14 protein-coding genes and 1 tRNA gene are annotated in these 22,168 nt (G+C 45.0%); 4 read left to right on the top strand and 11 right to left on the bottom strand.

Annotated elements, in window-relative coordinates; translation table 11 throughout:
- On the top strand, positions 1–414 hold a 414-nt coding region (locus Q1W14_RS20965), incomplete at its 5' end, for an ATP-binding cassette domain-containing protein (protein ID WP_300704722.1).
- Between the two features lie 98 nt (positions 415–512).
- Here Q1W14_RS20965 and Q1W14_RS20960 read toward each other — a convergent pair.
- From Q1W14_RS20960 to Q1W14_RS20930, 7 genes are all read right to left on the bottom strand, one after another.
- Entirely contained in the window at positions 513–1,424 is a 912-nt protein-coding gene (locus tag Q1W14_RS20960) for a nucleotidyltransferase (protein WP_300704720.1), read from the bottom strand.
- Between the two features lie 125 nt (positions 1,425–1,549).
- Positions 1,550–3,904, bottom strand: coding sequence for a BamA/TamA family outer membrane protein (locus Q1W14_RS20955; protein ID WP_300704718.1), 2,355 nt, complete (start codon positions 3,902–3,904; stop codon positions 1,550–1,552).
- An 8-nt stretch (positions 3,905–3,912) separates the two neighbouring features.
- Positions 3,913–8,499, bottom strand: coding sequence for a translocation/assembly module TamB domain-containing protein (locus Q1W14_RS20950; RefSeq protein WP_300704717.1), 4,587 nt, complete (start codon positions 8,497–8,499; stop codon positions 3,913–3,915).
- Positions 8,500–8,931: 432 nt separating this feature from the next.
- On the bottom strand, positions 8,932–11,262 hold the full coding sequence (locus tag Q1W14_RS20945) for an ATP-binding protein (RefSeq protein WP_300704716.1): 2,331 nt from the start codon (positions 11,260–11,262) through the stop codon (positions 8,932–8,934).
- 86 nt (positions 11,263–11,348) lie between these two features.
- Positions 11,349–12,695 (bottom strand): MATE family efflux transporter, encoded by a 1,347-nt coding sequence (locus Q1W14_RS20940; protein ID WP_300704714.1) that lies wholly within the window; start codon positions 12,693–12,695, stop codon positions 11,349–11,351.
- Between the two features lie 242 nt (positions 12,696–12,937).
- The gene (locus Q1W14_RS20935) at positions 12,938–14,179 is read right to left on the bottom strand and encodes a pitrilysin family protein (RefSeq protein WP_300704713.1); all 1,242 of its coding nucleotides are present in this window, start codon (positions 14,177–14,179) and stop codon (positions 12,938–12,940) included.
- A 90-nt stretch (positions 14,180–14,269) separates the two neighbouring features.
- Complete coding sequence (locus Q1W14_RS20930) at positions 14,270–15,109, bottom strand: peptidylprolyl isomerase (protein ID WP_300704711.1); 840 nt, start codon at positions 15,107–15,109, stop codon at positions 14,270–14,272.
- Positions 15,110–15,201: 92 nt separating this feature from the next.
- On the opposite strand from Q1W14_RS20930, the gene Q1W14_RS20925 reads away from it, so the two are divergent.
- Positions 15,202–16,551: a sigma-54 dependent transcriptional regulator gene (locus Q1W14_RS20925; RefSeq protein WP_300704710.1), complete on the top strand. Its 1,350-nt coding sequence runs from the start codon at positions 15,202–15,204 to the stop codon at positions 16,549–16,551.
- Positions 16,552–16,801: 250 nt separating this feature from the next.
- Positions 16,802–16,981: a hypothetical protein gene (locus Q1W14_RS20920; RefSeq protein WP_300704708.1), complete on the top strand. Its 180-nt coding sequence runs from the start codon at positions 16,802–16,804 to the stop codon at positions 16,979–16,981.
- Positions 16,982–17,058: 77 nt separating this feature from the next.
- Here the strand turns inward: Q1W14_RS20920 and Q1W14_RS20915 are convergent, their stop codons facing one another.
- From Q1W14_RS20915 to Q1W14_RS20900, 4 genes are read right to left on the bottom strand one after another with little or no spacing between them, the layout of a single operon-like run.
- Positions 17,059–19,596 (bottom strand): prolyl oligopeptidase family serine peptidase, encoded by a 2,538-nt coding sequence (locus tag Q1W14_RS20915; protein ID WP_300704706.1) that lies wholly within the window; start codon positions 19,594–19,596, stop codon positions 17,059–17,061.
- 21 nt (positions 19,597–19,617) lie between these two features.
- The gene (locus Q1W14_RS20910; protein WP_300704705.1) at positions 19,618–20,289 is read right to left on the bottom strand and encodes an RluA family pseudouridine synthase; all 672 of its coding nucleotides are present in this window, start codon (positions 20,287–20,289) and stop codon (positions 19,618–19,620) included.
- A 4-nt stretch (positions 20,290–20,293) separates the two neighbouring features.
- The gene (gene fabG / locus Q1W14_RS20905) at positions 20,294–21,040 is read right to left on the bottom strand and encodes a 3-oxoacyl-[acyl-carrier-protein] reductase (protein WP_300704704.1); all 747 of its coding nucleotides are present in this window, start codon (positions 21,038–21,040) and stop codon (positions 20,294–20,296) included.
- Between the two features lie 29 nt (positions 21,041–21,069).
- Positions 21,070–21,654 carry a TetR/AcrR family transcriptional regulator gene (locus Q1W14_RS20900; protein WP_300704702.1) on the bottom strand — a complete coding sequence of 195 codons (585 nt, stop codon included), beginning with the start codon at positions 21,652–21,654 and terminating at the stop codon, positions 21,070–21,072.
- Positions 21,655–21,884: 230 nt separating this feature from the next.
- Between Q1W14_RS20900 and Q1W14_RS20895 the strand changes: the two genes are divergently transcribed.
- Positions 21,885–21,957 (top strand) — tRNA-Met (locus Q1W14_RS20895).
- Positions 21,958–22,168: the final 211 nt, after the last annotated feature.

Genomic DNA, 22,168 nt, shown 5'->3' with positions numbered 1-22,168 from the left:
CCTCAAACCCGGAGTAACTTTGTTTATGTTCCCCAAGGCAATACCCTATTTAGCGGCACAATCCGCGACAATCTACTTATGGGCAATCCGCAAGCCACAGATGAAGACATGCACCAAGCCTTACATACCGCTACCGCCGATTTCGTATTTAAGCTTCCTAACGGTATTGACTCTTCACTCAACGAACAAGGAGGCGGATTAAGCGAAGGACAAGCGCAACGCATTGCCATAGCCCGAGCTCTCCTACGCCCCGGTAGTATTCTTCTTTTGGATGAAGCAACATCGGCACTCGATCCTGAAACAGAATACCAACTCATAAAGAACCTGCGAAATAGCTACACCGGTAAAACTTTTATCTTCGTTACCCATCATCCTGCGGTAGCCGAAGCATGCGAAGCTATAATCAGATTATAGATCTCTCATCGAATCCAAACCAAACCGTCCTAAAATAAAAAAGGATCTGCCCGGTAAAGAGGCAGATCCTTCTATTATCTGTTATCTGTTATCAGTTCTTAGAACAGCTTCGCAGGATATTCACCTGCATCCACCAATGCCTGAATCTTATCTACTACATCCTGACGGTCTTCAGGGTAAGTTACGCCAAACCATTTGCTGGTAGTATCGAGCACTTCACAAGTAGCGATACCATCCGTAATCAATTTATCAACCATCAACGGGATGAAGAATTCACTCTTCAGGTTCTCTATATTCTTCGGATCACTAAGGAAAGACTTGAAGAATTCTTCGCTATAAGCAAAGTAATCGGGAGTGAAACCCCAGAAGTTCATGCTGACCGGAGTCGTTTCGGGAGTAGCCGTCCATTCGCCATTGTCGTCGATATACTTCACTTCGCCATCCATACGTTGGATTTTGGTACGCTCTACTACAGAAGTCAACAAACCATTAGCATCTTTGCTACAAAGACCGCGGGATACAGTACCACTTTCACTCAGTGTATTGCCGATGCGGAAACCTACCATTGAATATACATTCTTTGAACCTTCGGGCAATTCGGAAAGGAACTTACCCATAGTTATGAATGAATCGTGACCATAGTAGTCATCGCAATTAATAACGGCAAACGGTTCTTTGATTACATTGGCACCCATCATTACCGCATGATTAGTTCCCCAAGGTTTAGTACGACCTTCAGGACAAGTGAAGCCTTCAGGAAGATCATCGATAGACTGGAACACCAGTTCGCATGGGATATGACCTTCATATTTAGAAATAATCTTGTCACGGAAGTCTTGTTCGAAGTCCTTACGAATTACAAAAACGAGCTTACCGAAACCGGCATTAATAGCATCATAGATTGAATAATCCATAATAGTTTCGCCATTAGGACCTAGTCCGTCCAATTGTTTCAAGCCACCATAACGGCTGCCCATACCGGCTGCCAGTAGGAATAAAGTAGGTTTCATACTAGTTATTATTAAAAAGGTTAGTGTATCATCGTTGATTACGCCGGCAAATTTACGAATAATTTCTCCCTTAAAGGGAACAAATAGTTCATTCTTTACTACAAATCATTCAAAAACGTACATTTTTAGAACGGATAACCGATAGCGAAGTGCAACGCCATACTATCCTTAAATTTAGGAATATTATAATAACCGGACTTACCCGTATCATACGGATCGTGCAGGCCAATACCCAAATCGAGACGGAAAACCAGAAAATCCAAGTCATAGCGCAAACCGGTTCCCGTACCCAACGCAATTTGTTTGCCAAAGTTCTTCATCGTCAGTTCACCACCCGGACGAGCTTCATCTTTTCGCATCAACCAAACATTACCCGCATCCAGGAACAAAGCGCCATGCAAATCGCCTATAATACGGAAACGATATTCTATATTCGCTTCCATACGGATATCACCGACGTGATTGATATACATATATTTCTTCTCCTTATTGGGTGGATACCCTCCCGGACCAATACTCCGCGCCGAAAATGCACGCACACTATTGGCACCACCAATATAGAATTGCTCCGTATAAGGAGCGGTCAGCATATTACCGTAAGACCAGATTACCCCACCTGCAATACGTGATGCAATCATCTGGTTCTTGTCTATCCGATAATGATAACGTAATTCGGAATTCAATTTCATGAACTGTGCGAAAGGCACACCGAGCAATTTCTTTTCACGCTTATTAAAAGGTTCGCCAAAGATGCGGTAAATGGCCGAAGTAAGATTTCCTGCCGAAGCTACCGTAGATTGCCACCAGATAGGATTGCGTTTACCTGGCAAAGAGGCATTATCGTATGTATAGGTATACTCCATTGCAGGAATAAACTGATTTCTCAAACTGACGTAAAGTGCCGGATTTTCATCCCGCAAAGTATCGAACGCTAGCGTCGGATCACGAAGCACATTGAAAGTCAACCGGAAAGGAGTAATACTATGCTTTGAAGTACGCTTGGGCTGGAAGTCGTATGTAACGTTCCCACCGAAAGCCAGCAATTTGTAATATTTGGCACGATTCATCTGATCGGCATTGATACGGAATGTAGTTGTTGCCGGAAAGTCATATTCCCTACTACCCAGTCGTGGAAAGACAACACGGGGAAACATCAACGAAGAAGATACACCAAAGTCATAACTATTCATCAAAGAACTGCTACCTTTACCCGTTTGCCACTCATAGGAGGCTTCCAGCTTTACATTCCATGTCTCACCACCACCAAACACATTATTCTTAGTCAATGTGAATGAGGCTCCGGGTCCTGTTTGATTGTTGCTCTTCATCTTGACATTAAAATCAAACTCGGCATCGTAGGGTTTATCAAGTGCCGCATAGATTTTCATATCAAGCGTATCGGAAACTAATGTCGTATCGCGCGGAATATATTGCATTTCAACATAACGGAAAATACCCACATTAGCTAAACGTTCCTGAATACGGGTTTGACGATACAAACTATAAAGATCCTGCATAGCACGTTGGCGAGAGATACCTGCACTATCCTGCACCTGACGTTTACGTCGATAACCCTGATAGTTCAGCCAACGATAGAGCATGTTAGGGCGTACGCCGGGTTTGTTGTAATAATGAATAGCCAGCCCTTTATAATCTATACTGTCATTGGGAGCTTCTCCCTGCTTGCCCATCAGATATACGGACCTATTGCCCACAAAATAGAGTTTTTGAGCGGCGGCAGGCATACCGGGAACAGGTATCATGCGCATCATGACATGCCCTCCGGGCACTATCGTCGTATCTGCCTGATAAGTCAGATAATCGGGTCGGAAATAGTAATATCCCACGTTACGCAACAGAGTACTGATACGAGTACGTTCTCCGTCAAGATCGGTCACATTGAATTGTTCTCCCGGACTGATAAGCGAGTGGCGGCGACCCAGTTCCATGATACGTAAAGTACGTTGGTTAAAGCCACGATAAAACACCGTATCAATAAAGTAAGGGTTACGCATATCCACGGTATATTGCAACTTCGCCTTCAATGAATCTTTCGGATCAATAAAAGTTTTATAACTGACCGTACCATTAAAGTAACCATAATCACGCAACAAATTAGCTGCCGCTTTCTGACGAATTTCCGGATTTACCGTAGATAAGAATATAGGAGTAGATGCAAACTTATTGAATATCCATTTGCCCAAACCTTTCTGATATTTCTGGAAATCATTATAAACCCACAAACCAAAGGGGAATGGAATACGCATGGTAGAACTTCCCAGTAGTGAGTAATTGGGTGCCGTGGCAAGTGCGGCATCCACCTCCTCCATAGCAGTCTCCCCTACCGGAGTCAGACTACGGTTCAATACAATCATCGGCTTTTGCCCGGTATACAGTATTTCCCCTTCGGGCAGATGTTTGGTAGTAGAGCAACCTGCCAAAAATATGAATCCTATTATATATATTATCAGTCGTTTCATATCACTTATCACTTTTTCGCCTTATCACTTTCCGCTTTTTCCTCCTTTTTCACCTCTTTCTTCTTTTTCTTAAAGATGAAAAGCTCACCTAAGCGATCCATTTTACGACGGAGTACGAGACCGACACCAGTCTCGGTTATTTCACCATCGAGCACACTTTCATAGTTTTTATCATAGAACACACGCATATAACGAGTTCCTGATGTATCGAGGCGGTATTCCAACGATATATTATCAATAAACGATTCGGCGTCATTCGTTGCATTGGCACCGGTAGATACTTTACCGCCGATAATAATCTGCACACGGTCATTGAAGAAGCGCTGGGAATAACGGAAGCTGAAATCCTTCTGCGTATCACCGGTTTCGGCAGAAGTACGGTCTTCTATACCGACACTGATATTAGCATTCTTCACCGAACCGGCAAGAGAGTTTATTTGACTCTGAAGTACACTATTCAAGGCGGCACCCATACTCAGACCTCCGCCTTTACCACCACCGTTCAGATAGATACCCGTAGCTAGCATGGCAATAGCTTGCTTACTTCGTTCATCAGCTCCCATTGCCTGCAACTCGTTCTCAATGGTTGCATCTTCAGGAGCAGCAATGTCGAAGATCAGTTCGGGGGCTTCCAAACGATTCTTTATAGAGATAGAAACATCGAAGTTCACCATACGTGAGCCATCTCCATTACCATCGGCAACCGAAGCACGTATACGCTCGGTAGCTTTCAGGTTAAGCGTGGGGTTCATTATATTTCCCCGCCAATCCACATAACTTCCGGGGTTGAATTGGAACTCTTTCAATGGAATGATAGGTAAAGAATACTTCATTACACCGCCCGAAAGGGTATAGCGCCCGGTAAGATTCATATCACCCTGAGGCGTATATTGCAGGTTCAAGTCACCACCGCCTTCCAGCTCGATAAACTTACTACGGTCGGGGCTCAGATCGGCACGCAAACGCACGGCATTGTCTATATGAACCGACATAAACATTTCCAGACCTCCTAAAGACATAGTCGGAGCTTCGTCTTCCTTTACGGAAGTGGTGTCATTAAAGGAAGTAAAGGTAACCAGTCCGTCGAGTCTATCTTCTACCGTTAAAGGAGAGTCGGTCAGTACGTATGTCACGTTGGTATTACCCAGCAGGTTCATGTTTCCGCGCATAGTCAACCCATCGAGCGGACCACGGACGGTAGCATTGAGATCGACGAACACTTTACCGTAAACCAGGCTCTCTTTCGTACGAGGCGCATCCAACAGGGTATAGTTCTGAGCTAATAAATCGAGATTAGCCGTGGGGCGTTGCATATTGCGGAAATCTATATTTCCATCAATCGTAAATGGATTCTTACTAGTGGTATAGATGGCAAATTTGTCGAATATCAGCTTATTGTCCTTTATTTGCAACGGTCGGTTATCAAACCAATAACGGGCTCCTGCCTGACGAGCAAAAACTGATACGCTATCCAACGAGATATCACCGTGCATTTTCGGTTTCTCCAAGGGACCATAAATGTATAAACCACCGTCGATGTCTCCGGTAAAGGATGCCATCTGATCGGGGATAAAGGCGTTCGCCATTTTGAGCGGGAAGTGTTCAAAGCTGGTAGTCACTTCCAGAGTATCCTTACCATCTTTTTGTGTGAGAACTCCGTTGGCGGTCAAGACTTCCTGATTATCGTATGTGAAATAAGTATTCAGGAAATGGGTATTATGCTCGCCCGGCAACCAGGAAGCACCCACACCAAGATCTCCTACCGGTTGATTCTCGTAGGTCAGTTTCTCTACATTGGCTTCGGCGGATACCTGCAAAGAAGTAGCCGTCTGCACATAATTAGCTTCGGCAGATAGCAAGCCTGTAAGTCGAGGCAGATAGGGTAATACATCACTCAATTCATCCAAACGAAGGCGACTTAACTCAACGTTTATATTTTGGAGAGAGATCGTATCTTGCGGGTTAGATTGCATACGGAAGCAAAGGCCGTCGTCACTATCCATGTCCACATTGGCATAGACTCGCATATTCTTATGCAGATATATCCAGTTGCTATCATCTACAAAGCGGAACTTACGGAAAGCAATGATCGGTTCGGCTGGAATCAAATGCAATAGTACTCCATTTCCCTGTCCGTTTCCTTTGGTCAACGGGCGGGCATTGACGCCGAACAACACACCGGTTTGTCCCTGTCCGTCCACATAGTCAACGGTCAATTCGGCATCTTCATTACGAATCTCCCCCGTCAGTGTACTACGGAAGACGAATTGCGGATTCTTAGGTCCGTTGATAACACCGCCTTGCAACTTCATAAGTGCGGTATCTTGTCGGACGGCAAAGAACAGGGTATCGAGTTGCAAAGAGTCCATTCGCAACCCGTGGATGGCGGTACGTCCATTGATACCTCGTGTTGGTGTAAAGCCAAAACGAAGCGTAAAATCGTTGAAGGATATATCTTTCGTTGCCAGGAAGTAGCTGACCGGATTATTCTTTCCGGCGGTCAGCGTCATGCCGGCTGAGGGCAATACACGACGCAAGGCGGCATGATCCAAGTGGCTATCCTGTATCTGTTTGGTCAACAGACGGACAAATTCGTCAGATTGATCCATTAGTTTCTTCAAAGTACTACGGGCACGGAGCTGAAGATCCAAATCTCCGGCATCAAGCCTCACCTTGATAGAGTCGTGACGTGCCTCCGCACCAAAGTGGAAAGCAAACGGATGTTTCAATGGTTTGGGAGCAAAGCCCAGTTTATACAAATCCACTTCTTCTACATTGATGTCGAGCTTACCATCCAGATAGCGGCGGTCGAGATGCATATCGGCATCCCCTTGCATTTTCAATAAAGTATTATCGCTGGTCAGGTTCACCGTAGCAACCGAAGATTTTAATCCGGCTTTCAGGTCTACCCCGGAGATGTTCCAACGTCCGTATTGCAACTCTTTCAGAGAAGCCTCCAAGTCGGCAACGGTTTTGCGGGATGCAATATCCACCCCTTTTCCCCGGGCGGAGATATGCGCCGTCAAAGTATAGATGGAGTCTTTGGGCAGGAAATGATGGAGTTGCAAAGCATCGATACCCAGATTGGCATGATAGGCTTCGGTAGATAGATTATAGGCGGCATCCAGTCCTAGAATCCCTTCGCCTTCTTTCAGTTTCAAGTCGGCGGTACATTGCGTGCCTTCCACGCCGAGGCGGGCAACCAAATTCATGCTATCCGGCACAACGATAGAGCCGTCAGGAGTCAGACCGGTAAGTCCGGTCAGGAAGTTCAGGTTCTGCGTTTGCATCTCGAAGTCCATCTTTCCGGTACGGGTCAGACTATCGGTCAGATTCCAGAACTCACCACCACCACTGAGCGAGAAAGCACCGGGCAGATCGATTGAAAAGCGGGAGATTTGCATCTGTTTGAAGTTTCCCTCTGTACCGGCATGAATGACTAGCGGACGGAAAGGATAAGCTTCCTTGAAGGTTTTGGGCAAGCCTCCGGCAAAGAGCAGTACATCTTCTTTGCCGATGCGGGCATTGAAGCGGGCGGTCAGGCGTCCGGTTGTAGGGATATTTATCAGTTCCCAATAGGTTTGGGCGGAAAGGTCCATTTCACTATGCGGTGTAAGCAACTTTAGCGAAGGAATGCGCAGGGTAGTTGAATCGGAAAGCAGACGACCGGTAAGCGAAGTCACACTAAGTCCGGAACGTTCGTTCATGGAGAACTCACGGATGACGGCGTTCATATTTCTGCCATAGTACATTACCGAGTCGATGCCCAGACGGATATCACGCAAAGCGATATGTGCAGGGTCGAAACCTTCGGCAGGTTTTGAAGCAATGCTATCGGTAGGATTCAGGTTTCCGGTGTCGTAATTGACGGAAGTACCGGTAAGGAGGAACTTCTTCCAGCCATAGAACTGGTTCTTTAAGTCGGCGGCGGCTTCGGAAATTTCGGCATCACCGAGATGAGCTGCCAAGCGCATGGAGTCGAGCGGCATCAACAAATCTACCGAGACGTTCTTTAACTTCAAAGCATGAAGGGTGATCTTCCAGTTAAGGGCGGTTTCAGTAGTGTCTTTCGGGGTTTCGGTGGTATCGGCAAGCATTACTTGCACATGGGTATCACTCAACTCGATGCTGTTCAACAGAGCGTCTTCCTTTTTCAAGTCTATGCCATGACTTTCAAGAAAGAAGCGTCCGAGAGTACCCTTTATCCGCATACCTTCTACCAAATTAGAGGAATTAACGAAGACTTCTTTGAGTGTAATATCATCTATCTCGACCTTTCCTTTAAACAAAGGCCAAGCCTGCACGCGTACGTTCAGGCTTTCAAGACTCAGCAAGGTGTCGGGACGTTGTACATGAACTGCACTATCGGCAGGTTGCACCACCAATACACCACGTACCAGCAGATTCAAAGGAAACCGAAGATCGATACGATCTACAGATATATCCATACCCGTAGCATCCGATGCTATCGCCGTTGCCTGCTTCCGTATAAAACTTTGTACAGGAGGCACATAAAGCAATATCATCAGTATTATAAATAGTACAACAGGAGTAAGCAGCACCCAAAGTGCTATTTTCAACCATTTTCTTCTCATCAGAACATATATCGAATGTCAATATCTAAAGCGATACAAAGTAAACAATTTCTGCTGAGATTTGGTTGCTTGCAGGTGAAAAATAAAAAGAGTAGAGATAGATCAGAACGGGGAAATTATTAGTTGAAGCTAGTAAAGCTTAGTAACATAAAACCTCCTTATTACTCCTTGCCACCAGTTTCTACAGAAGAAAACTTCGTACCCATTAGGGGAAACGAGTGTTCCCACTAGAGGATACGGCCGTCCCCACAAGGGGATACTGGCGTTCCCATACGTGGATACGAGCGTTTCCGCCTGTGGATACGGACGTTTCTGCTTGTGGATACGAGCGTACCCTACCTATGTATCACGATAAGATACTAATTTTCAATAACATAAAAACTGCTAATTTGCACTGAAATTACTACTAATTCAACGACTTTGCAGTAGCAACTAAACTTGTAAAATCGGAGAACTTGTCAATTGCCCTATAACACTCTCGATAAGAACAAGTGCACCATGCGCCCGATCCTCTTGTTCCGAGGTAAAGGGAGTGCCCCGCAAAACTTCCAGTAACTTGAGTAGATTTACCAATTCGGTGGCACCAATCAAGGTGAAAATTGGAATCATCTTGTGGGAAACAGCAGCTACTTCATCCATATTCCGGGCATCTATCGCCTTTTGCAAACGCTCGGCATTGAGACGGGTTTCGGAGGCAAAGCTTTCCATGATGGACTTTGCCGCTTCGGGATCATCACCGGAGAAAGCGGTCAGGGCGGAAAAGTGATAACCCGGGTTCGTATCAGAAGACGGAAGTTCTTGATTGGTATCCATCGATGATGCATTGATATCCGTCGTTGATGCGGGATCTACTTCCTGCAACAACTCCTGCACGGTGAAAGGCTTATGCAGACAACCGGCGAAACCGTGCGCCGTAAATTCCTCCCGCTTCATATCACTACGGGCGGTAACCGCTATCACAGGGATGGAACGGGCTTGCGGTATGTTTGAAGCACGCAGCAGTTGCAATAAATCGAACCCATTCATAGCAGGCATCTGAACATCGGAAAGGAGCAGGTCGAAAGAATCGGAACGTAAGGCATCCAGCAATTCATCTACTTGCAGGCAGGACACCGAAGCAATGCCACTCTGAGAGAGCATAGCAGCGGTTAGGGTAAGCTGAATACGATCATCGTCGATAAGAAGAAGCTTCTTAAGTTGAGAGTTGAAAGTTGAGAGTTGAGAGTTACCATGCGGCGCATGCCCCTCACACCCCGCATGGCAACTTTCAACTTTCAATTTTCCACTTTCAACTCTAGGAGTGGGAACACGAAGTGTGAAGGTACTACCCTTACCAGGCACGCTATCTACTTCAATCGTACCTTCGAGCAATTGTACCAACATACGGACAATGGAAAGTCCGAGCCCGAAGCCTTCTTTGCCTTGCGCACCGGGCAGGCGGGTGAACTCCTGGAAGATACGTTCACGATCAGCAGGTGCCATACCTCGACCGGTATCGGATATAGCGACTACAAGACTCCGGTTCTCGTAACGAGCGGTCATCGTAATGCCGCCCTGTTCGGTGAACTTTACGGCATTGGATAACAGGTTGTTAATGATCTGACGTAAGCGTAGAGGATCGGATATAAAGGTAGAATTCAGTTCGGGAGCAATGTCACACTTTAGCGTAAGGCGCTTGGCAGAAGCGAGCGGCTCGAAGCTGACGTATATTTCTTCCAGCAATCGGGAGGGGTGGAAGGAGACACGATTTATCTCCGCCTTATGAAGATCGAGGCGATGGAAATCGAGCAAATCGACTACTAACTTCAAGAGATGCTCGGAAGAGGTTTTCATATTATCCAGATAGAAGCGCTGGCGTTCGTCTACGGTCAGGCGGGATAGCAAGTCGGCATAACCCATGATAGAACCAAGGGGAGCTTTAAAATCGTGGGTGATAGCGAGCATCAGTTTCTCTCGTGAGGCAAGCAAGTCTTCGGCACGCCGGCGGGCTTCTTCCAGTTCACGGCGATAGCGGTTGCTACGGGTAATATCACGTCCGATAATTATAAGGAAGAAAGCGGAAAGCAGAACCGCTCCAATCGCAATGCCACCGATGATACCGGCAGAACGTTGGCGTACCGCTTGTTGCTTCTCTGTTTCGGCAAGGGCACGGGCCAGGGTTTCTTCTTCATAATCTTTCAATAAGGTGTCAATTCGTGCGGTGAGCATGTGGTCGAGACGTTGCAAGTTACGCTTGCGTCGTTGCACTACCGTGTTTCCTTCCTTTTTTTGCTTGGCAATGGCACGTAGCTTTTCGTGCAGGGAGTCTGCCGGATTGTATGCTTCAAGTACCGTATCGGTAGCAAATTCGAGTGAAGTCTTTACTTGAATGGCGGTATCTTTCTTGGGTGGCGCAAACACTTCGCCCAATCGGCGGAAGAAACCTTTCTTCTTAGGGCTTGTCACCACCGTATCGCGATGGGATATGATGCGGTGTTGTACGCGTTGTTGGGTAACAACCGAATCTTGCTTTGCAATGATGTTCTCAATATCACTAGCAGACACCATGCTTTCGTTTGCCTCGCTTAGCGTACGTAGAATGCGTATGGTATTCATATCTTTCTCCCGAAGAAGCGTCAACAGGCTATCCGTCCATTGTATATCCCCGTCTTCGGAGTGCATGAGGTTTTCCATTTCCTTGTGCACAAAGAACAAGGAAAGGAACATGGCGGCAAGTAACAAGGTGTAACCTACGGCAATCTTGACTTTGGAAACACTATTCATGATAAAAGGGTGATAAGGTGATAGAGTGATAAGGTGATAGCGGGATAATACTCCGTGATATATAGCGCAGCTACTTTATCACTTTATCACTCTATCACCTTACCACTTTTTATTCTGAACCTCAGCCATAACATCAGCCCGGCGGTAGTCAGTCCGAACGGGAAAGCCATCCATACACCTACCAATCCCCAACCGAAGATAAAGCCACAGAGGTATCCTACAGGCAAAGATATAATAAAATAAGATATAAATGCTATAAACATCATGGGTTTCACATCCGAAATACCGCGTAAGGCATTGGCAAAGTTTATCTGCAATCCGTCGCCAAACTGATAAATAAGGAAGGGGAAGAACAAAGCCGATACCATGGCGGCCACTTCCGTACTATCCGTAAACCAACCACCGACATGACTCCGCAAAGCAAAGACAATACTCAGCAACACTACTTCCATACAAAGTATCAAATGAAAACCGGCATACGCCGAACGGCGCACATTCTGCATATCTCCTTGCCCCTTAAAGTTGCTGACACGTACGGCGACCGCCGCCCCCATGCCATAAAACATCATAAAGGTGAATTGAGAGATAGTCAGCATGATCTGATGCGAAGCCAATGCGATAGTACCCAGCCATCCCACCATAATAGTACTCAGGCTAAAGGAAGCTGTTTCCATTCCCATCTGCATACCTACAGGCCACCCAAGGGCATTGAGTTGCTTGAAGAGTGGCTTCGACCATCCTAAACGGAAGAAACCGATACGGTAACGGATAAAACGACGGCTATACAGAACTATCCATGCAAATACCAGCACCATGACAATACGGGAGAACAAGGTACTTATACCTGCCCCAAGCAATCCCATTTCGGGAAAACCTAACTTACCATTGATAAGGATGTAGTTACCGATAATATTCAGAGCATTACCACCCAGCAATATCCACATGGCGGTTTTGGTATCAGTGATTCCATCGGTAAATTGCTTGAAGCCATTGAAGAGCATAACAAATACCAAAGAAGCCAGCAACACCAGATAGTAAGGTTTTATAAGAGGCATTAGTTCTTCGGGTTGCCCTAGTCGGTCGACGTTGAAATAGAGAATGGTCATTATCAAAGTCAACAATAATGACACCAACACATTGGCTACCAAACTACAACGCAATGCCTGTCCCGCCTCCGCGAAACGGCGGTTGCCATAGAATCCTCCTACGATTGGGGTTAATCCGTAACTGAAACCTGTACTGAAGATGATGCAAAGCGTAAACATATTATTTACGAAGGAGGCGGCTCCCAACTCCGGAGTACTATGATGACCAATCATCAACGTATCTGCAAAGCCGAGGACAATAACCCCTACCTGTCCGATAACGATAGGAAGACCTAAAAGGAATAGCGCTTTATAATGGTTCTTATATGTGTCAATAAAATTCTTCATAATCAATAGTTAAGTAAATGAGAATTTAGCGCAGCCTAAGCCTGAAGGGCTTTTATCCTATAGCCCAGGGCATCGCCCTGGGACTCTGGATGCTCACACACTCTGCGCCCTGAAAGGGCATAAGACATGTATAGAGAATTTTGCCCTTTCAGGGCGCAATGTTAACAACCTGTTATCTGTACCCAGGGTGTTACCCTGGGCTATAGGATAAAAGCCCTTCAGGCTTAGGCTGCGCTAAAATCTCATTTGTTTATCTGCTTTTTATAATACAATACTACCCCATTTTCTTTACGGAACGCTTCTTCCGCTACCATACGGAGTTGTTCTGCGGTAACCGCCCGGTAATTGTCTACTTCACGGTTTATATCTTCCGCCTCACCGGTCAGTTCATACCAAGCGAGATTTGTGGCAACATTCAAATAGTTGATGTTACCGAATATCTGGGTAGATTCAAATTTGTTCTTTACTTTTTCCAGTTCCTGCTCGCCCACAAGAGAATGTTTTAATTCTTCCAACTCCTCACGAACGGCAGCTTCCGCCTGCTCCAACGATACGCCCACCGAGGGTTTACCACTGATATGGAACAAGCCTGCATCCCGTGTACCGGAAATATAGGCATCTATACTCGAGAATAGTTTTTTTTCTTGCACCAACCGTTGGTTAAAGCGGCTGGAACGTCCATTGCTAAGAATATCCGAAAGGATATCGAATGCATAATAATCAGCATCGCCCCGACGACCTATATGAAAAACCATAAATAGGGCATCAAGCGGGACATTGCGTTCCACCGTCAATCGGCGTTCTTCTGTTTGAATAGGCTCCTGAGGTAGCTGTCTCATCGGAACCTCTCTCCGGGGAATAGGGCCAAACCACTTCTCGGCCAGTCTGACGGTTTCTTCCCATGAAATGTTTCCCGTAACCGCCAGCACGGCATTATTGGGTGCATAAAAGCGAAAGAAGAACGATTTCACTTCGTCCAAAGTAGCGTTAGCAACATGAGAGGGTTCTTTGCCGATAGTCGGCCACCGATAGGGATGCGTCTGATAGGCCAATGGGCGTAGCAAATGCCCCACATCACCGTATGGCTGATTCAAACAACGTTGCTTGAACTCCTCCATCACCACTCCGCGTTGCACTTCAAGACTTTGTTCACTAAAAGCCAGTTCCAACATACGGTCGGATTCCAGCCAAAAGCCTATTTCCACATTAGATTTGGGGACGGTAAGGTAGTAATTGGTTATGTCGTTATTGGTCCACGCATTATTCTCTCCACCTGCCAATTGCAAAGGAGCGTCATAATCGGGAATATGCACCGAACCGCCGAACATCAGGTGTTCGAAGAGATGTGCAAAACCTGTATGATCGGGATGCTCGTCGCGCGCACCTACATCATAGACTATATTCAATGCAACCATTTGCGTACTGGTGTCCTCGTGGTGCACCAGTCGCAAACCGTTATCAAGGGTCAGTTTGTTTATTTTCATAATCATTAAGAAGGAACGCGAATTACGCAAATTACACAAATTAAATTTCTACGAAAGATTTTGTGTAATTTGTGTAATTCGCGTTCTATTTTAGTCGATCACGGTTACTTTCTTAATGATAACATCTTCCTCCGGGCGATCGCTACGATCAGTCTTCACCTTCTGAATCTGATCAACGATATCCATACCTTCTACCACTTCACCGAATACGGTATATTCACCATCCAAGTGAGGAGTACCACCAACGGTAGTATACGCTTTCACTTGCTCCGGTGTAAAACGGAATTCGGGTTCATTGGCAACTTGTGCTTCGGCCTGTGCAATCAGAGTATCCTGCAAATTCATCAATCCATCCTGATCTCCGGCTTTACGCATCTTGTAGATTTCCTTAGTATATTTGTTAGCCAGTGCATTAAAAGCATTGTTCAGACGCGCCTGGTTCATTTGTTGCTCCATACCCAACAGAGTAGAATCACTATATACTTTTCCGGTTACGATATAAAATTGGCAACCGGAAGACTCCTTCTTCGGATTCACATTGTCACCCTGACGTGCCGCCGAAAGTGCTCCTTTCTTATGGAAGTACTTCGGATAAACAAATTCGGCAGGAATCGTATAACCTACATCACCTGCACCCAGCATCTTTCCTTTCGGAGCATTCTTTGACTCCGGATCGCCTGCCTGAATCATAAACTCTTTAATAACGCGGTGGAACAATGTACCTTCGTATGTACCGTTTTCTGCCAGTTTGATGAAATTATCACGGTGTTGCGGTGTTTCATTGTATAATTTCACGATGATATCACCCGCACTTGTCTCAATCTTCAATTTCGTTTCTTTTTCCATATTTCCGTCTTTCTTTTGTCCCGATTTGCAAGCTGTCAAGCCACAAAGCAGTATGGTTAATAATACTATGAGATTCCTTTTCATTTTACTTTTTGTTTAATTTAAGTTTGCAAATATACGATTTTCAAGCAAAACCGCTTACCTTTGTATCATAAAAGAGATAAAATACAAAGGCGATGAGATCCATTTTAATCGTAGAAGATGACATAACTTACGGCATGATGCTTAAAACGTGGCTTGGGAAAAAAGGTTTTCAGGTAGCGTCCGTCAGCAGCATTGCCCGTGCTCAAAAACATATTGAGACGGAAAGCGTAGATCTGATTTTGTCTGACTTGCGATTGCCCGATAAAGATGGGATTGATTTGTTGAAATGGTTGAGCGAACGCGGACTTTCGATACCGCTTATTATCATGACCGGCTATGCCGATATACAATCGGCGGTACAAACCATGAAACTAGGTGCTTGCGATTACATCTCCAAGCCCGTGAATCCGGATGAGTTGCTAAAGAAATTGGAAGAAGCGCTAAACGTGCCTTTCGAAAGAGAAGAAAATTTTCCTCAGAAGAGCATCGAAAAGAAGAGTTCAGAAGGCACCTCCCTTTCCTCCGATTACCTTGAAGGAGAGAGTGACGCCGCCCGGCAACTCTATAATTATGTAAAACTTGTTTCCCCCACCAATATGTCGGTGCTCATCAACGGTGCCAGTGGAACAGGAAAAGAATACGTTGCCCATCGCATCCATCAGCTTAGCAAGCGTGCCGACCAGCCGTTTGTTGCCATCGATTGCGGTTCTATTCCTAAAGAGCTAGCCGCTTCCGAGTTCTTCGGACACGTGAAAGGTGCATTTACAGGTGCCATCACCGATAAGACCGGAGCCTTTATTGCCGCCAATGGAGGTACTATCTTTCTCGACGAAATAGGAAACCTGAGCTACGAAGTGCAAATACAATTGCTCCGCGCCTTGCAAGAGCGTAAAATCCGTCCGGTAGGCTCGAACAAAGAAATACAAGTCGACGTACGTTTAGTATCAGCAACCAACGAAAACTTAGAGCAAGCCATTGAAAAAGGAACTTTCCGCGAAGATCTTTTTCACCGCATCAATGAATTTACCCTACGTATGCCCCAATTGAAAGAACGCCACGAAGACATCTTGCTCTTTGCTAACTTCTTCCTCGATCAGGCCAACCGTGAACTGGACAAGCATCTGATCGGTTTCGATGAAAAAGCATCCAAAGCACTACTGGAATATCACTGGCCGGGCAACTTGCGTCAAATGAAGAATATTGTACGTCGTGCCACCCTGCTAGCCCAAGGCAAGTTCATAACCATCGACGAATTGAGTGAACTGAACGAACCCGCGCCAATCCCCGTAGGACTCCCCTTGCGCAATGAGGAAGCCGAAAAACAACAAATTATAGAAGCATTACGTCAGACCGGAAACAACAAGAGCCGTGCCGCCCAACTACTTGGTATCGACCGCAAAACTTTGTACAACAAACTCAAACTTTATAGTATCTTCGACTAAAAAGCATAGTTTCTTTGATTGGAAAGTGTAGAATAATTCCACACTCCTTTCCACACATTCCACACTTTTCCACACTATTCCACATTGTGCCATTACAACCACAAACCTATCATTCAATCACTTAACATTCAAGTCCATTCTTTGGCACATCATTTGACCTATATAACACGTAAGCGTCAAACTCTACAATAGAACAAGACACTTAAGCCTAACTAACAATATATATATCAACTTAAAAGCAAATGAGATTATGAAGAAATTAGTTTTAGTAGCAGCCCTGTTTATGTTTGTTTGTGGAGGTTCGTTCTTGGCTCAGGCAAAGACTTCTGTACAACAACCGTCTATGACATCTATGTCTAACGACACTGTTATCACAGATTCTGTGCAACCGGTCAAGAACGTGCCTGACACAGCAGTAGTGGCCCAATAACAGTAAGCACACTAATAAAAAAGCCGTTCCCAACTTGTCTATTCTAGGGAACGGCTTTTTTTATTCTTAATTCTTCATTACCAATGGCGTTCGGGATAAAGATCATTCCACCATGCCGGACTATCTTGCAACCAACGGGCAAACCAAGCCATTATTGAATTATTCCATAACTCACGTTTAGGATAATCCGTAATAATGTGATTCTCCCCATCAACCGTAATAAATTCTACGGTTCTACCCAATATCTTCAGGGCGTTATACAATTGGATGCTCTCGCCGATAGGTACATTGGTATCTACCGTGCCATGCAATAGTAACAACGGAGTCTTAATCTTATCAGCATTGAACAATGCGCCATTTTTAGTAAACAGATCCGGATTATTCCAAGGATAGCTTTCGGCGGCGGCTACAGAGTTATAAGAATATCCCCAGAAACCTTCGCCCCAATAACTGGTTACGTTGCTGATACCGGCATGCGAGACGGCGGCGGCAAAAATATCCGTTTTAGTCTGCAAATACATCGTCATAAATCCACCGTAAGAAGCACCTATACATCCCACTCGTTTGGCATCGACAAAAGAATGGTCTGCACAGAATTTCTTTGTACCTTCAATAATTTCATCAGCGGTACGTTCGCCCCATGCGTTGACGTGGCGGGCAGAGAATTCTTGTCCGTACCCGATGGCACCGCTAGGCTGAATGACGTAAACCACATAATCGCGTGAAGCAAAAAGCTGGGCACAATAGGGAGAAGTAATTCCCCGCGGAGTAGGAGTCGTTCCACCATAGTAGTAAACGATAAGCGGATATTTCTTGTTCGGGTCAAAGGATGGCGGCAAGCATATCATACCTTTAATCAACGTACCATCTGCGGCCGTAAAGTTCCATTCGTCCATCTTGCCCAATTCGATCTTGTCCAAAGTAGACTTCATCGGATTGGCCAGCAAAGTCGACGTCTTCTTCTTTGCATCATATAAGTATGCAACACCTGAACTGGTATTTCCCCCTCCTACGTAAGCTGCTATAGACGGGTTATCCGCTGACAACGTAAACGAAGATATTATATCTTCATCAAGCGGTAGCTTCTCAAAACTTCCGGTTTTGGGTGAATAGCGATAGATGTTTCTGCAATCTTCATCAGTAGTATTGAAATAGATGCAACCATCCACACGATTCCAGGACAAAGGAGATACGGTAGGATTAAAGTCGCGAGTGATAGGAGTTATCTTCTTCGTGGATAAGTCCATAATGAACGCCTGCGTGTCAAAATCATTGGAGATAGGATGCGGTGCGCAATTCTCTCCGATACCCCCAAAGGCGGCGGGTCCGCCGGTTAATAAGAGTTGCTTTCCATCGGGCGAATAAGCTCCGCCTCCCAAATAAGCATCCCACGTAATCAGAGTATCAACCTTCAATGTAGCCAAATCTATCTCAAATAAAGAAGAAAGAGAAAACGGGCACTTGGTGATATTCGACTTGGAGGTAGAGCACAACAATTTCTTACCATCAGGAGAAATATCGTTGAGGTAAACATTGTGGCTACCGTATGTCAAGCGCTCGGAAAGTCCGGTCGTCGCATCGTATTTCACCAGATAATAACGATTACGTGAACCTGGAATGCGATCATCGGGATGCAAGATTCGTTTCAATGGTCCACTGACTTTCTCGCCTTCGTCTTTAGGAGAGTAAATCAGATAATCTTCCGTAGGCGACCATGTGAAATATCCTTCGGGAACATTGGTGAACAATACTTCCTCACGCATAGTAGCGGGATCAAAGACTATCAAGTCTTTCTGTTGTTTGCCATCAACCGTATAATACAATTTATTGCTGACCGGCATCCAAGACATTTCTTTATCCGCATTGGGCAATATAACACGTCCGGTCTTCACCTCAGTCAGTTCGCAACGTACCTTGGAGCGATCCACTGAATAGTTATCCGAATACCGGGTCAGCAGATATTTACCATTTGGCGAAAGTGACACTCCGCTTACACGGCTACCGAAAAAGGTATTAGCCAGAGCCAGACGTCTTGTTAAGTCCGGTGCCAGTTGGCAACCCACATTGGCAAAGTCCTTATCTTTTTCAAATTCACATTTCAATACGGGTTGAGTCTTATCATCGGCATTGGAGAGTAGTTTTATGACAATTTCATAATCGGCTTCAGGCTCTAAACGAAGACTTACCGCCGTAGGACGAACTTGCGACAAACTATCTTCTGAGGTATCTTTAGATTGTTTAGATTCACCATTTACAAATACTTCAAAGCGAGCAGGAGAATAAATGTTTAACTTGCCTTTCATAAAGCGTTCCGCACGCAGATTAGTAGCGAAGAGATAAAAAAGATTATCTTTATCTGCTTTCTTCACAGATACATAGCCCGACGTATCCGCCGTCAGACTTTCAAAGGGTTGACCTTCAAAGTCGATGTTAATCTTCGTTTTCAGAAGATCGCCAAGTGTAAACTTATCTCCCGTCAAGTTGATACTATCTCCCTGAATAGGAGTTCGTACTACCACAGCAGGGCGCACATTGTACTTGGTAACCCGTTCCTGTGCCTGGATTGCCAACCCCACCAGAAGCAGCAAGCCTGATAAAATCGTGATTTTTTTCATTATGAGTAGTTTTAAGTTGGTTTATATAGATTCAAAACCATTCCATAGATTACCGGAAGGTACAGGTGCTTCCACCTCTATCACTTCCTTCGATACCGGATGCACAAAGCGAATAAAGCGTGCATGCAAGCAAATACTTCCGTCCGGATTAGAGCGTGGAGAACCGTATTTCAAATCACCTTTAATGGGACATCCCATCTTTGCCAACTGGCAACGAATCTGATGATGACGTCCGGTCTTCAAGTCTATCTCCAGCAAATAGTAGTTCTGCGATTTTCCGATGAGCCGGTAGTGCAGGATAGCTTTCTTACTGCCCGGCTTTTCTTCTTCATACGCATAACTTTTGTTCTGTTTCTCGTTACGTACCAAATAGTGCACCAACTCGCCTTCAACCTCGCGTGGCTGGTTCTTCACCACCGCCCAGTAGGTCTTCTTCACCTCACTGTTCTTGAACATCTCATTCAATCGTGAAAGCGCTTTACTGGTCTTGGCAAAAACAACAAGACCGCTTACGGGGCGGTCCAGCCGGTGGGTAACACCGATAAAGACATTACCAGGCTTGTTGTACTTTTCTTTCAGATACTCTTTTATGGTTTCCGAAAGCGGTGTATCTCCTGTTTTGTCTCCCTGAACGATCTCGGAAGCGGTCTTGTTGACTATTATGATATGATTGTCTTCGTATATGACAGTCATTTTTTTACATATTCATACCACCATCTACTTGGATAACTTGTCCTGATACGTATGAAGACATATCAGAAGCCAAGAAAGTAGCGATGTTTGCTACATCTTCAGGAGTACCACCACGACGCAAAGGAATTTTCTTAGCCCATTCAGTTCTTACTTCGTCGGATAAAGCGGCGGTCATATCGGTAAGGATGAAGCCCGGAGCGATGGCGTTAGCACGGATGCCACGAGAGCCTAATTCTTGTGCGATAGATTTAGCCAATGCAATCATACCTGCTTTAGAAGCGGCATAGTTTGCTTGACCGGCATTGCCATGAACACCTACTACAGAAGCCATATTGATAATGCTACCTGTTTTCTGACGCATCATAATCGGAGTACAAGCATGCACAAAGTTGAAGGCTGACTTCAAGTTAACGTTGATAACCATGTCCCATTGTTGTTCGCTCATACGCATCATCAGACCATCGCGTGTAATACCTGCATTGTTAACCAGAATATCAATGCGACCGAAGTCTTTATGGATTTCTTCTACTACCTTGGCGGTATCTTCAAAATTGGCCGCATTAGAAGCATAGCCTTTAGCTTTTACACCCAATGCTTCGAGTTCTTTTGCCGTAGCTTCTGCATTTGCATCAATCACCAAGTCAGTGAATGCGATATTTGCTCCTTCCTGAGCGAACTTTAAAGCGATAGCCTTACCGATACCACGAGCAGCACCGGTTACAATGGCTGTTTTACCATCTAATAATCCCATACAATTTTTAAGTTATTGATTAATGTAATTTATTTCTTTCTTAAGGCTCCAAGCACCAGGCGAGTCACGTAATTACCGCGCGTCTCGTCGTCGAGGTAAGCCCCGACATGTCCACGGATATAGGGAGCTTCAATGCCCTTGACGCTATAGTGTACAATCTCGGCGGTCATATTCAAGTCGTCTATCTGAAAAACGCCTTTCTCCATACCTTCGCGAAGCACTTCTCTGAAAAGTTGGATTTCCTTAGCATCGAAACGCTTGCGCACCTTTTCTACTCTCCAGATGTCACGGAAGAAGGTTGCACGAAGCGTACCATTGCGGAAAACCACTTCTTTCACCGCATCCAGATGAGTATAAATCATCTCCATCAGTTTCTCGTCCGGCTGAATATTCTTCTCCGCCACCCGCTTCATCATATCCGAGAGAATATCCAATTCCGATTCAACAACCGCCAAATAAATATCTTCCTTGCTCTTAAAATAGGTATAGAGGGTTCTCCTACCTTTCTTAGAAGCGAGGGCGATATCATTCATTGTAGTATTCTCGACACCCATCTTTGCAAAGAGTTGACGGGCAACGTCTACTAATTTAGCTTTTGTCTTCGATACGGTCATAGATTAATTGCACATTGCTTTATTATATGTGCAAAAGTAAAACATTTCTGCATAACCTACAAGAAAATGATTATTTTATTAACAATAAGGAAGGAAAGCGATAGAAAAAAGTTCATTTATTAGTAGACTATCTATCAATGTGTTATGCATTAAGATGCATTTTTTATTAAAAATAATAGGTAATATATTTGCATATTCAATTAAAAGCCGTACCTTTGCACTCACAAAATCGCGGAGTGGAGCAGTTGGTAGCTCGTTGGGCTCATAACCCAAAGGTCATTCGTTCGAGTCGGATCTCCGCAACTAAATAAAAAGAATCGCACTTCTGCGATTCTTTTTTGTTTCTCCCCCTATCTTCTCCGATTAGAATATTTGGATCAACGTAAAACTCTGAGGGATTTTCATTTTATGCATATAATTTAGTAAGTCTGTATAAAAAGAACGCCTTATCTCTGACTCCCCTAAACTGTGCTCTGAAAGCTTTGATCTTCGCATTAAAAGATTCTGCCGCTGC

It is taken from the genome of Bacteroides sp., from assembly GCF_030151085.1.
Classification (GTDB): Bacteria; Bacteroidota; Bacteroidia; order Bacteroidales; family Bacteroidaceae; genus Bacteroides.
The sequence above is the reverse complement of the archived record's forward strand: the minus strand, read 5'-3'. Positions and strand labels throughout refer to the sequence as shown.

Coding starts and splice junctions, on each gene's coding strand:
- Q1W14_RS20960 (WP_300704720.1), bottom strand. CDS start 1,424: ATGAAACCTACTTTATTCCTACTGGCAGCCGGTATGGGCAGCCGTTAT.
- Q1W14_RS20955 (WP_300704718.1), bottom strand. CDS start 3,904: ATGAAACGACTGATAATATATATAATAGGATTCATATTTTTGGCAGGT.
- Q1W14_RS20950 (WP_300704717.1), bottom strand. CDS start 8,499: ATGAGAAGAAAATGGTTGAAAATAGCACTTTGGGTGCTGCTTACTCCT.
- Q1W14_RS20945 (WP_300704716.1), bottom strand. CDS start 11,262: ATGAATAGTGTTTCCAAAGTCAAGATTGCCGTAGGTTACACCTTGTTA.
- Q1W14_RS20940 (WP_300704714.1), bottom strand. CDS start 12,695: ATGAAGAATTTTATTGACACATATAAGAACCATTATAAAGCGCTATTC.
- Q1W14_RS20935 (WP_300704713.1), bottom strand. CDS start 14,179: ATGAAAATAAACAAACTGACCCTTGATAACGGTTTGCGACTGGTGCAC.
- Q1W14_RS20930 (WP_300704711.1), bottom strand. CDS start 15,109: ATGAAAAGGAATCTCATAGTATTATTAACCATACTGCTTTGTGGCTTG.
- Q1W14_RS20925 (WP_300704710.1), top strand. CDS start 15,202: ATGAGATCCATTTTAATCGTAGAAGATGACATAACTTACGGCATGATG.
- Q1W14_RS20920 (WP_300704708.1), top strand. CDS start 16,802: ATGAAGAAATTAGTTTTAGTAGCAGCCCTGTTTATGTTTGTTTGTGGA.
- Q1W14_RS20915 (WP_300704706.1), bottom strand. CDS start 19,596: ATGAAAAAAATCACGATTTTATCAGGCTTGCTGCTTCTGGTGGGGTTG.
- Q1W14_RS20910 (WP_300704705.1), bottom strand. CDS start 20,289: ATGACTGTCATATACGAAGACAATCATATCATAATAGTCAACAAGACC.
- fabG (WP_300704704.1), bottom strand. CDS start 21,040: ATGGGATTATTAGATGGTAAAACAGCCATTGTAACCGGTGCTGCTCGT.
- Q1W14_RS20900 (WP_300704702.1), bottom strand. CDS start 21,654: ATGACCGTATCGAAGACAAAAGCTAAATTAGTAGACGTTGCCCGTCAA.